This window comes from Pseudomonas sp. zbq_18 (assembly GCF_043102245.1).
In the GTDB taxonomy this organism is placed as follows: Bacteria; Pseudomonadota; Gammaproteobacteria; order Pseudomonadales; family Pseudomonadaceae; genus Aquipseudomonas.
Map to the genome: position 1 here is coordinate 350,362 of NZ_JBICIT010000008.1, position 11,908 is coordinate 362,269.

Here is an 11,908-nt window from a genome sequence, read left to right on the forward strand (position 1 = left end):
GGTCGGGCTACAGATCCGCGCCGTAGGTTGGGTTGAGTGAAGCGAAGCCCAACAGCCGGCGTTCAGGCCACTCTGCTGTTGGGCTTCGGCGCTTCGCGCCTCAACCCAACCTACGCGGGGCTGCTGAAAGCGCTCAGGCGCTTACCGGCTGCACTTCGCAACCTTTGAGCACCAGGCGGATGATGGTCTCGGCGGCGGCCTCGTAGTCGGCGTCGCTGAGGCTGGTCTTGCCGGTGACCACCGAGATCTGCCAGTCGAAGTCGGCGTAGGTCTGGGTCGCCGCCCAGATGCTGAACAGCAGGTGACTGGCATCGACCTTGGCCATCAGGCCCTGGTCGATCCAGCGCTCGATGCAACCGATGATGAAGCGTGCCTGACCGTTGAGCTGTTCGGTGCGTTCGGCCGACAGGTGCGGCGCACCGTGCATGATCTCGCTGGCGAACACCTTGGAGGCGTAGGGCAGGTCGCGGGAAATGGCGATTTTGGTGCGGATGTAGTCGCGCAGTACTTGTTCGGGGTGGCCGTCCTCGTCGAACGGCAGGGAGGCCTGCAGCAGGCGCTCGATCACGCTTTCCAGCACCTCGCGATAGAGGTTTTCCTTGGACTTGAAGTAGTAGTAGACGTTGGGCTTGGGCAGGCCGGCTTTGTCGGCGATGTCGCTGGTCTTGGCGGCGGCGAAGCCCTTGTCGGCGAATTCCTGGCTCGCGGCTTGCAGGATCAGCGCCATGTTGCGCTCGCGAATACTACTCACAGGCTCTCCTTGAATGGCTCGTCGACAGCCCCAGAAGGGCCGGCTGGCGAGGGTTCGGCATGGTAGCACCGGGTTTGCGCGAGCCTCAAGCAAGGTACTGGATGAATTTCCTGTATACAAAAATTAGATCTTCTGTTTCCATTCTTTGGCGCCTACGACCGCGGCAGTCGCCGCTGCGTATTGCGACAGGCTAAAGTCATGCAAGACCCACAGCTGCTCGACCCCTTCGGGCGTCGCATCACCTACCTGCGATTGTCGGTCACCGACCGCTGCGACTTTCGTTGCACATACTGCATGAGCGAAGACATGGTCTTCGCTCCCCGCGCGCAGATCCTCACCCTGGAAGAGCTTTACGCCGTGGCCGATGCCTTTATCGGTCTGGGGGTGAAGCGCATCCGCATCACCGGCGGCGAGCCGTTGGTGCGCAAGAATTTGCTCAGTTTGCTGGGGCGCCTGGGCGCGCGCCCCGAGCTGGAAGACCTGGCCATCACCACCAACGGCTCGCAGCTGGCACATCTGGCGCCGGCGCTGCGCGAGGCTGGCGTCGATCGCCTCAATATCAGCCTGGATTCCCTGCAGCGAGAGCGCTTCGCCGCCTTCACCCGCCGCGACGCCCTCGATCAGGTGCTGCAGGGCATCGACGCCGCGCGCGCCGCCGGTTTTCGCCGCATCAAGCTCAACAGCGTGGTGCAGAAGGGGCGCAACGACGACGAGGTGGAGGATCTGGTGGCCTTCGCCGTCGAGCGCGGGCTGGATATCAGCTTCATCGAGGAGATGCCGCTGGGCAGCATCTCCAGCCACGAGCGCAAGGTCACCCTGTGCACCTCGGATGAGGTGCGCGAGCGGGTTGCAGAGCGTTTTCAGCTGCTGCCCAGCAGTCACCGTACGGGCGGGCCATCGCGCTACTGGCAGGTAGTCGGCAGCGACACCCAGGTCGGTTTCATCTCGCCGCACAGCCGCAACTTCTGCGGCGACTGCAACCGTGTGCGGGTCACCGCCGAAGGCAAGCTGGTGCTGTGCCTGGGCCACGAGGGTGCGCTGGATCTCAAGGCGCTGCTGCGTCGCCATCCCGGCGACGGCGAACGCCTGCGCGCGGCGTTGATCGATGCGCTGCGTTTGAAACCCGAGCGGCACTGGTTCGACGCCAATGAACAAGTTCAGGTCGTGCGCTTCATGAGCATGACCGGCGGCTGAACGACATCCCTGGATTCGTCCTGTTTCACCTGGCCAGACCTTTAGTGGCGCCCGGTCAGGGCCGCTGCGCGCGAATCCGAGAATTGCGTGGCGCGCCTACCCATAACAAGCACAAGCCCGGTGGGGCCAAGGAATTCGCACATGCCTAAAACAATGCTGGTGAAGAACGCCGAACTGCTGGTGACCATGGATGGCGAGCGCCGCGAGATCAAGCGCGGCGGGATGTTCATCGAAGACAACCTGATTCGCCAGGTCGGCCCCTCGCATGAGTTGCCGCAAACCGCCGACCTGGTGCTGGACATGACCGGCAAGGTGGTCATTCCCGGCCTGGTCAACACCCACCATCACATGTACCAGAGCCTGACCCGCGTGGTGCCGGCGGCGCAGGATGGCGAGCTGTTCAACTGGCTGACCAACCTCTACCCGATCTGGGCCGGGCTGACGCCGGAGATGATCTCGGTGTCGACCCAGACCGCCATGGCCGAGCTGATCCTCTCCGGCTGCACCACCTCCAGCGATCATCTGTACATCTACCCCAACGGCTGCAGGCTGGACGACAGCATCCACGCCGCCGGCGAGATCGGCATGCGCTTTCACGCCGCGCGCGGCAGCATGAGCGTCGGGCGCAGCCAGGGCGGCCTGCCGCCCGATTCGGTGGTGGAGAAGGAGGCCGACATCCTCAAGGAGTCGCAACGCCTGATCGAGGACTACCACGACGCCGCCCACGGTTCGATGCTGCGCGTGGTGGTGGCGCCGTGCTCGCCGTTCTCGGTAAGCCGCGACCTGATGCGCGAGGCGGCGGTCCTGGCGCGCCACTACGGCGTATCGCTGCACACCCACCTGGCGGAGAACGTCAACGACATCGCCTACAGCCGCGAGAAATTCGGCATGACCCCGGCCGAGTACGCCGAGGACCTGGGCTGGGTCGGCCATGACGTGTGGCACGCCCACTGCGTGCAACTGGACCAGCACGGTATCGAGCTGTTCGCCCGCACCGGCACCGGCGTCGCCCATTGCCCGTGTTCGAACATGCGCCTGGCCTCGGGCATCGCGCCGATCCGCAAGATGCGCGACCACGGCGTGCCGGTCGGCCTGGGGGTCGACGGTTCGGCCTCCAACGACGGCGCCAGCATGATCGGCGAGGTGCGCCAGGCGCTGCTGCTGCAGCGTGTCGGCTTCGGCCCGGATGCGATGACCGCCCGCGAGGCGCTGGAAATCGCCACCCTGGGCGGCGCCAAGGTGCTCAACCGCAACGACATCGGCGCCCTGGCACCGGGCATGGCGGCGGACTTCGTGGCCTTCGACCTCGGCCACGTGGCCTATGCCGGCGCCCATCACGACCCGCTGGCGGCGCTGGTGTTCTGCACCCCGACCCAGGTCGATACCAGCGTGATCAACGGCCGCGTGGTGGTCAGTGGTGGGCAGATCACCACCATCGACCTGCCGCGCGTGCTGGAGCGCCACAACCAGCTGGCGCTACACCTGGTCAGCGGCGAGTAAAACCTGCACGCAAGCTCCGCGAGCCAGGGGTTCGCGGGGCTTGCGCGCGTCTACCCGAAACGAAAACAAGGAGAAGGTCATGAAACCTCGGGTAATCGGCTGGCTGAGTGCCGGCCTGTTGTGTACGCAAGGCGCCTTGGCGCAAAGCTATGTGGTGGGTGTCGAGCAGCAGTCTTTCCAGCCGCACTACTGGCAGGACGGGAAGGGCGACTACCAGGGCTTCGCGCGCGAAGTGCTCGACCTGTTCGCCCGTGAAGCGGGCATCGAGTTGCGCTACCAGGCCTTGCCGGTCAGCCAGCTGACGCGGCACCTGCTCAACGGCAGCATCGACTTCAAATACCCGGACAGCCCGCAATGGGCCCAGGACGCCAAGCAGGGTGCTGGCGTCGCCTACAGTCAGCCCGTGGTCGACTATGTGGATGGCGTCTTGGTGCCGCCGCAGCAGCTGGGCAAGGGGGTAGGGCGCCTGCAGCGCCTGGCCCTGGTCGAAGGCTGGACTCCCGGGGACTACCAGGCGCGCATCTCTGCCGGGCAGACCCAGGTGGTGAGCGGGGCCGATCTCAAGCAGATGCTGCGCCTGGCCCTGCGCGATGAGGCCGACGGGGCCTATTACAACGTAGTCGTGGCCACCTACTACCTGGACAACATCCGGGCCCGACCGGGTGCTCTGGTGTTCGACCCCTCGCTGCCGCACAGCCGCGGCAGTTTTCACCTTTCCAGCGTACGCCAGCCACAGCTGCTGCAGCGCTTCGATCAGTTTCAGACCCGCCATGCCGAGACCATCGCCGCGCTCAAACTGCGCCACGGCGTGGAAGCCAATCTGGATTCCGAATACCTCGGTCTGGAGCAGTGGAAAGTGGATTTCCTCAAGCGCCAGAAAGAGAAAAAGCAGCTCTGACAAACGCTCGTTTCTACAAATGTATACATTCCTGTATTGGAATATTGTTTGATCTGTTTACAGGGTGTATAACGAGCCAAAGCTGATCGAAAGGTCAGGCTTTGACGATAAACACATGGGTGTCCGTGAACACCCAAGTAAGCCCACGACCGAGAACAACAACAGGCAGGCTTTACCCATGAGTTCATCCATCCGTTGCGGAGTTCGCTCCCAGCTGGGCGAGATGCCCGGCGCCATATCCCCTTTGCTCGCCATGTCCGTGGCTGCTGCGCCAACGCCGCGTGCGGGCAATGCCAGGGCTGCCTTATTGCCTGGCCCTTTGCTCGGCTGAATTCCGCCTATTCCATTCTCCTGTCTGCAAGCCGCTCGCCGTGGAGGGGGGATAGTGGACGGGGCAACTGCAACCGCAAAAAACAATAAGGAATACCCACATGCAACTGCGTTATCTGCCCCATTCCCTGGCGCTGACCGCCACCTGCCTGGCTGCCGCCCCGGCGTCCGCTGAGGATCTGCTGCACTGGCAAAGCAACAGCCTGACCTACCTCTATGGGCAGAGCTACAAGATCAACCCGAACATCCAGCAGACCCTGACCTTCGAGCATGCCGATGGCTGGAAGTACGGCGACAACTTCTTCTTCGTCGACAAGATCTTCTACAACGGCGAGGACGACGCGCAGGTCGGCAGCAATACCTACTACGGCGAGTTTTCCCCGCGCCTGTCGCTGGGCAAGATCTTCGACCAGAAGATCCAGTTCGGCCCGGTCAAGGATGTGCTGCTGGCCATGACCTACGAGTTCGGCGAGGGCGACGTGGAGTCCTACCTGATCGGGCCGGGCTTCGATCTGGACATCCCGGGCTTCAACTACTTCTCGCTCAACTTCTACAACCGCACCAGCGACGGCAGCCGCCCAGGCGACGACGTTTGGCAGGTGACGCCAGCCTGGAGCTTCACCATCCCACTGGGAGACTCCGACATCCTCATCGACGGCTTCATGGACTGGGTGGTGGACAACGACGAGAACAGCCGCGGCACCTACCACGCCAACCTGCACTTCGTCCCGCAGATCAAGTACGACCTGGGCAAGGCCATGGGCTGGGGGGCCAAGCAGCTGTACGTCGGTATCGAGTACGACTACTGGAAGGACAAGTACGGCATCGACGACGACAGCTTCCTGGGTGACCAGATCCTCGGTGGCACCGACCAGAGCACCTTCAGCTGGATCGCCAAGGTGCACTTCTAAGGTCATGCCCACAAGTGCCGCGCGTACCTGAGTGGGTGCGCGTGGTATGGAATATGTATACAGAAATCATCCGATTGTGCGCCAGCGCCTGTCGTAAGACGCGCCAGAACAACAACGCGAGCAACTGCATATGACTTCCTCCGTATCATCCTCCGCAACACGGCGTCCCGAGGACGAAAACCTCGGCGTTGCTGCCAACCTGGCCTACGGGCTGCAGCATGTGCTCACCATGTACGGCGGCATCGTCGCCGTTCCCCTGATCGTGGGGCAGGCGGCCGGCCTCGCACCGGCCGATATCGGCCTGCTCATCGCGGCCTCGCTGTTCGCCGGTGGCCTCGCCACCTTGCTGCAAACCCTCGGTATTCCCTTTTTCGGCTGTCAGCTGCCGCTGGTGCAGGGCGTGTCCTTCGCCGGCGTGGCGACCATGATCGCCATCATCGGTGGCAATGGCGCGGGGGGGCTGCCGGTGGTGTTCGGTGCGGTTATTGCCGCGTCACTGATCGGCTTGCTGATCACGCCGGTGTTCTCACGCATCACCAAGTTCTTTCCGCCCCTGGTGACGGGCATCGTCATCACCACCATCGGCCTGACCCTGATGCCCGTCGCGGCGCGCTGGGCGATGGGCGGCAACAGCTCTGCGCCGGACTTCGGCAGCACCGCCAATATCGGCCTGGCGGCGTTCACCCTGGCCACCGTGCTGCTGCTGAGCAAACTGGGCAATGCCAGCATTTCTCGCCTGTCGATCCTGCTGGCCATGGTGATCGGCACCCTCGTCGCCGTAGGCTTTGGCATGGCTGACTTCTCCCAGGTGCTAGAAGGGCCGCTGGTTGCCATGCCACAACCGCTGCACTTCGGCATGCCGGAGTTCCAGCTCGCCGCCATCCTGTCGATGCTGATCGTGATCATTGTCACCCTGGTGGAAACCTCGGCAGACATCCTCGCGGTGGGCGAAATCATCGACACCAAGGTCGACTCCAAGCGCCTGGGCAATGGCCTGCGCGCGGACATGATCTCCAGCAGCCTGGCACCGCTATTCGGCTCATTCACCCAGAGCGCCTTCGCCCAGAACGTCGGCCTGGTGGCTGTAACTGGCGTCAAGAGTCGCTATGTGGTGGCCACGGCCGGTCTGATCCTGGTCACCCTCGGCCTGTTGCCGGTGATGGGCCGTTTGATCGCGGCAGTGCCCACTGCCGTGCTCGGCGGCGCAGGCGTGGTGCTGTTCGGCACCGTGGCGGCCAGTGGGATTCGCACCCTGGCCCAGGTCGAATACCGCAACAACATGAACCTGATCATCGTTGCCACCTCGATCGGCTTCGGCATGATCCCCATCGCCGCGCCAAGCTTCTATCACCACTTCCCGGCTTGGTTCGAAACCATCCTCCATTCCGGCATCAGCTCGGCGGCGATCATGGCGATCCTGCTCAACCTGCTGTTCAACCACCTCAAGGCCGGCAACTCCGACCAACAATCGGTATTCGTCGCCGCCAGCGACCGCACCTTGCGTTATCAGGACATCGCCGCCCTCAACGATGGCGACTACTTCCGTGACGGCAAGCTGTACGACTGTGAGGGCAATGAGGTTCCCATCATCGAGGCCGACAGCGGGGAGGAGGGGACGCAAGCCTCAGCAAAGCGCCGACGACAGACCGCGCATGCACATTGATGACGTGCACCAGTTAAGAAAAACGGCGCTGATGCGCCGTTTTTTGTAAAGCCGCCACTGAGGATCAGGTCAACGTATGACTTGGGGTGCCGCTCTTGGATATCCAACTCCCGCTGCGCGAACTACAGAATGGCCAGGGCGCTCGCGCCCACTACAGGCCGGATATACGAATGCAACCGCGCTGCCGACAGCGTAGATCAAAAGCTTTGCCCACTACTTGTGGGGAGAGTCCATGTACCACTTGTCAGGCGAGGTTTGCTAAGTGAATACGCCGACAATTGCTCCAATAAGAGAAAGCTCAACCAAACCATGTGCCGAATTTATTAATGTCAGCTTTGAAGGCGTACGAGCAAAGCCATTGTAGTAGCCTAATGACGTGCCAATAAATATGACGGCAATTATTGCGCCAAATAAAGTACCGCTAAGAATGCCGGATATATTTATTGTTGTCATAAGTAAGGCGATAACTATGCTTTTTGTAAGTCCCGAAATTAAAGATATTATAAAGGCACCACCAAGACCTTCGGTATTGTCAGCTTCTTCTTTTGTGATACCTAAAGCATTTGCCCATGCTTCACCAAAAACCACCCAGTGGTACCAAGCAAAGCCAAGGGCATAACTCGCAATTGAATCGCACCGGGTTTCGTGGAGGCCTCAACTCTTGAGAAGATGAGGCCATGAGAAAGACTACGACCTACTCCCCTGAAATCCGTGAACGTGCCGTGCGCATGGTTCTGGAGCACCTGAGTGACTACCCCTCCGAGTGGGCAGCCATTGAGGCCATTGCCCCGAAGATTGGCTGTGCAGCGCAAACCCTGCATGGCTGGATTCGTCGCCATCAGACCGATGTCGGTCAGCGCCCGGGGCCGACTACTGAAGAGCGTGAGCGCATCAAGGCCCTAGAACGAGAGAACCGCGAGCTGCGCAAGGCCAACGAGATCCTGCGTCTGGCCAGTGCGTATTTTGCCCAGGCGGAGCTCGACCGCCGCACCAAGTCCTGAGGGCATTTGTCGATCAGCATCGTGACCGTCTCGGGGTCGAGTCGATCTGCCGCGTCTTACAGATCGCCCCGTCCGGTTATCGTCGGCACGCGGCACAACAGCGCAACCCGGCACTGCGCTGTTGTCGTGCTCGGCGCGATGATGCGTTGATCCTGGAAATTCAGCGCGTATGGGATGCCAACATGCAGTGCTATGGCGCGGTGAAGGTCTGGAAGCAGCTCCAGCGAGAAGGTTTCGAGGCAGCCAGATGCACGGTTGAGCGATTGATGCGCCGGGCCGGGTTGCAGGGCATAAGGCGCGGTCAGGTCGTGCGGACAACGGTGGCCGGGGACAAAACGTTGTGTCCGTTGGATCGAGTGCAGCGCCAGTTCCATGCCGACCGCCCAAATCAGCTTTGGGTGTCGGACTTCACGTACGTATCGACATGGCAGGGCTGGCTGTACGTGGCGTTTGTGATTGACGTGTTTGCGCGGCGGATCGTCGGTTGGCGAGTCAGTACGAGCATGAAGACGGACTTCGTACTGGATGCTCTGGAGCAAGCCCTGTATGCCCGTCAGCCGCATCTCACGGGAGGGCTGATCCATCACAGTGATCGGGGCAGTCAGTATGTCTCGATCCGCTACAGCGAGCGGCTGGCAGAGGCCGGTATCGAGCCATCGGTGGGTAGCAAGGGCGACAGCTACGACAACGCCTTGGCTGAAACAATCAACGGGCTGTACAAGGCCGAGCTGATTTACCGACAGTCATGGAAGAGCCGCGAGGCTGTTGAAATGGCGACATTGAAATGGGTGCACTGGTACAACCACCAGCGCCTGCTGAGCTCAATCGGGTATATCCCGCCTGCGGAGGCTGAGGCAAACTTCCTCCAGCAACAAACAGATCAGGCCGTGGCGGCCTGACTTAAACGAAATGGCCTCCACGAAACCCGGTGCGATTCAGGGGGCCAACTTCGCAGTCCGCGCAGATGGTGGTTGGTCACGTGAATATTTGATATTTCAGTAAGTTCCTCAATAGGCGAATTTGACTGGAGATTGCATGTCACCTCGTACCCCGCCAGAGCGCCTACTAACATGCCGTCCCACACACCGTTCCACGCTCGCGTCGCAACTTCCTGTGCGTTAGCTCCGGTTATTCGTAGCTGTGAGGAAACCCTAGGCAAAAAGAGCATTAGAACAGCACGATCCTCGTCTCGCTCCATGTTATCTAAGAGAGAGTAGGATAGTTTAGGACGCCCAGCCGGCAGCAACTCCACGCCATCGGCTAGGCTAATAGATGATGTTAGTGCTACGCCGTGAAGATATAGGTAGCAGCCTTCAGGAGGTCCAAAAACTTTCATCTGTGGCCTAACGTTTGGTTAAGGGGGCCGGCGTTAGCCGGTCCCGAGTGAGCGAAGCGAGCGACTTGAACCATTTGTTAGGTTTTTTGCCAGACAATTTTCACAAGGCTAGGAAGCGCCCAAGCCATTAGAGATAACACAAGAATTGCTGGAGTTATGGGGCCTGTTAGCTTGCACATTAAAGATAGTGCCCAACTGAGGCTTGCCCCTTTTCCGTACACCAGGAATTCTGTGCATTCAGATGCTTGCGATAATTTATAAGCTAGCGGCAGTGCAGCTAGGCAAAGCCCGAGAACCAATATGCGTAGAAAAATTGCTTTGATTTTTGACTTTATCGGGAGCCAGATTTTTAGTGTGTTCTGGCGCTTGCTTCCGTAGAACATGTACATGAGCACATACCCGATTAGCATTGCGCAGTTGAAGATTATGAGTGGCTTCTGGCTCGTTTCTGTGTCGTTGCTCAGAAACACAAGGTTCACTAAAACTGTGAATATTGACACGAGTATGAGGAGGGCCCAGTTCATCATGTGAACCTAACGATTAAGCTAACGGGCAGACAAAAGCGGAGCTTTTGGCTGTCCAGCGAACGAAGTGAGCGGCGTTGAGCGCATTGTTAGGTGCTTACTCATAAGTCTTGCCGCAGTAAAGAAAGATAGCGAATTGCTTCCATGGATTTGATGGGGAAAGACCCTGAGCGAGACCAAAATTACTAGCTTCTGCCCATGCGACTGCACTTTCTAAAAAGGACTCAATTGTTGTGTTTTCCCAGCCATTGGCGTCAGCTCCATATGGTGAGCTTGAGCTGGCTGTTTCCTGTGCAGATGACTCGGCTCGATCTGCTGCTAGTGCACGGACAAAGACTAGAAAGGACTCAGTATCTTTGACTTGGTCAAGTAATTTGTTTGCGTCCACTGTTTAGCACCTAACTATAAGTAGACGACAGATGTGGCGGAATATTTTGCGCCGTTTGTGTCGGATAACGTTCCTTGTCCATCGGTAAATCCTTGATTTGCCTTCGGGGTGGCGGTGGAGGTGCGACATGAGGCTGGAAGAAAAAGCGACATGACCTGCCAAAGAGTACGAAGCTGATAGCAGCATGTCTATGGTCTGTCCTTGGCCGGCGACTGTTGTTATGGAGCAGTTCCTCGCCTTTGATTAGGGCGCAGTCTATGGCCGTTAGTGCCTTTGGGGTTAGCCGGCATCCTCGTCTTGCCGTACGAGTAGGGTACTTTCATGAATGCAGTGCAAATCGCAGCCCCATCCTTCAAGCAATGGAAAAGTAGTGGTACTGAAGCTCACTCTCGCCAGAGACATTGCGGGGTAATCCAGAGATCTTTATGCGGTGGCTATCGTCGCCCACTAGTGGGCAGCGAATTTTCAATAATCCCTGGCTAGCACTTTTCCTTTATGTGCCGTCTTTTGGCAGCGATAGGCCGAGCAGTTCATCCAGAATGCTCAGGCTGAACTGGCGTTGCAGGGTAACGGCGTAGAACTGTTCGGCGATGTCGGGCACCTCGGCATACAGTTGCAAGGCGCCGCTGCGCAGTTCGTCCTGTACCACTACGGCCGGCAACAGCGCCATGTCGCCGGAGTCTCGTGCCAGCAGGCGCAGCATGGCCATGTCGTCGACTTCGGCGCAGATGTCCGGCTGCAGGCCATGGCTGTTGCAGTAGACCTCGAACTGGCTGCGCACGTCGCTGCTGCGGCCGGGCACGATGAGGCGGGCCTGCTGCAGGTCGCGGCGTAGCTCGAAGGGGCGTGAATCCGTACGCGGCGGGCCGATCAGGCAGACTGCCTGGCGATCGAGCAGACGGCACTGCCAGGTGCGCTGATTGTCGGCGCTGATCGCCTTGTTGGTCAGTACCACATCCAGTTTGTGCAGGGCCAGGCGTTCCAGCAGCTCATCCACGCTGCCGGATTCCAGGGTGATGTGCAGGCCCGCACGGCCAAGGAAGGGCCGCAGCAGGTTCTCCTGGAAGTTACGCGAGAGGGTGGCCACGGCGCCGATGCGCAGCGTCTGGCTGGCTTGCCGGGTGTTGTGCAGGGTGGCCTGCAGCTCGCTGCCGAGGGCAAAGATGGTCTCGGCGTAGTCCAGTACCAGTTGCCCGGCCTCGGTCAGCCGCAGGCTGCGGCCGGATCGAATGAACAGGGCATGGCCGAGCTGGTCTTCCAGCACGCGGATCTGGGTTGATAGCGCCGACTGCGAGACATGCAGCGCTTCGGCGGCGCGGGTCAGGTTGCCTTCCTTGGCCACGGCCCAGAAGTAGTGCAGGTGGTGGAAATTCAGTCGGCGCATTTTTAGTTCTTCAAATGTGAACGATCAA

At 60.1% G+C, this 11,908-nt stretch carries 9 protein-coding genes and 1 other annotated feature; of the genes, 6 read left to right on the forward strand and 3 right to left on the reverse strand.

Annotated elements, in window-relative coordinates; all coding sequences use genetic code 11:
- Positions 1-133: 133 nt before the first annotated feature.
- A complete protein-coding gene (locus ACF8C6_RS07160) occupies positions 134-751 on the reverse strand; it encodes a TetR/AcrR family transcriptional regulator (protein WP_392498633.1) in 618 nt (205 codons plus the stop codon).
- Positions 752-949: 198 nt separating this feature from the next.
- Between ACF8C6_RS07160 and moaA the strand changes: the two genes are divergently transcribed.
- From moaA to ACF8C6_RS07185, 5 genes are all read left to right on the forward strand, one after another.
- Positions 950-1,945: a GTP 3',8-cyclase MoaA gene (moaA, locus tag ACF8C6_RS07165; RefSeq protein ID WP_392498634.1), complete on the forward strand. Its 996-nt coding sequence runs from the start codon at positions 950-952 to the stop codon at positions 1,943-1,945.
- A 141-nt stretch (positions 1,946-2,086) separates the two neighbouring features.
- Positions 2,087-3,445 carry an 8-oxoguanine deaminase gene (locus ACF8C6_RS07170; RefSeq protein WP_392498635.1) on the forward strand — a complete coding sequence of 453 codons (1,359 nt, stop codon included), beginning with the start codon at positions 2,087-2,089 and terminating at the stop codon, positions 3,443-3,445.
- A 79-nt stretch (positions 3,446-3,524) separates the two neighbouring features.
- Positions 3,525-4,343, forward strand: a complete 819-nt coding sequence (locus tag ACF8C6_RS07175; RefSeq protein WP_392498636.1) for a substrate-binding periplasmic protein — start codon at positions 3,525-3,527, stop codon at positions 4,341-4,343.
- 437 nt (positions 4,344-4,780) lie between these two features.
- Positions 4,781-5,584: an outer membrane protein OmpK gene (locus ACF8C6_RS07180; RefSeq protein WP_392498696.1), complete on the forward strand. Its 804-nt coding sequence runs from the start codon at positions 4,781-4,783 to the stop codon at positions 5,582-5,584.
- Positions 5,585-5,714: 130 nt separating this feature from the next.
- Positions 5,715-7,247 (forward strand): nucleobase:cation symporter-2 family protein, encoded by a 1,533-nt coding sequence (locus ACF8C6_RS07185; protein WP_392498637.1) that lies wholly within the window; start codon positions 5,715-5,717, stop codon positions 7,245-7,247.
- Between the two features lie 258 nt (positions 7,248-7,505).
- Here ACF8C6_RS07185 and ACF8C6_RS07190 read toward each other — a convergent pair whose 3' ends face one another.
- Positions 7,506-7,874 (reverse strand): DUF1761 domain-containing protein, encoded by a 369-nt coding sequence (locus ACF8C6_RS07190; RefSeq protein ID WP_392498697.1) that lies wholly within the window; start codon positions 7,872-7,874, stop codon positions 7,506-7,508.
- Between the two features lie 50 nt (positions 7,875-7,924).
- Between ACF8C6_RS07190 and ACF8C6_RS07195 the strand changes: the two genes are divergently transcribed.
- A protein-coding gene (locus tag ACF8C6_RS07195; RefSeq protein WP_392498638.1) for an IS3 family transposase occupies positions 7,925-9,147 on the forward strand; the annotation gives its coding sequence in 2 pieces (ribosomal slippage) (positions 7,925-8,210 and positions 8,210-9,147; 1,224 coding nt in all).
- Positions 8,203-8,319: a sequence feature (AL1L pseudoknot), on the forward strand. Its footprint overlaps the gene before it by 117 nt.
- 1,842 nt (positions 9,148-10,989) lie before the next feature.
- On the opposite strand, the gene ACF8C6_RS07200 is transcribed toward ACF8C6_RS07195, so the two are convergent.
- Complete coding sequence (locus ACF8C6_RS07200; RefSeq protein WP_392498639.1) at positions 10,990-11,880, reverse strand: LysR family transcriptional regulator; 891 nt, start codon at positions 11,878-11,880, stop codon at positions 10,990-10,992.
- Positions 11,881-11,908: the final 28 nt, after the last annotated feature.

What these genes read in the sequence shown, in the direction of transcription:
- ACF8C6_RS07185 (WP_392498637.1), top strand. Translation starts at nt 5,715, where the DNA reads ATGACTTCCTCCGTATCATCCTCCGCAACACGGCGTCCCGAGGACGAA.
- ACF8C6_RS07170 (WP_392498635.1), top strand. Translation starts at nt 2,087, where the DNA reads ATGCCTAAAACAATGCTGGTGAAGAACGCCGAACTGCTGGTGACCATG.
- ACF8C6_RS07175 (WP_392498636.1), top strand. Translation starts at nt 3,525, where the DNA reads ATGAAACCTCGGGTAATCGGCTGGCTGAGTGCCGGCCTGTTGTGTACG.
- ACF8C6_RS07200 (WP_392498639.1), bottom strand. Translation starts at nt 11,880, where the DNA reads ATGCGCCGACTGAATTTCCACCACCTGCACTACTTCTGGGCCGTGGCC.
- moaA (WP_392498634.1), top strand. Translation starts at nt 950, where the DNA reads ATGCAAGACCCACAGCTGCTCGACCCCTTCGGGCGTCGCATCACCTAC.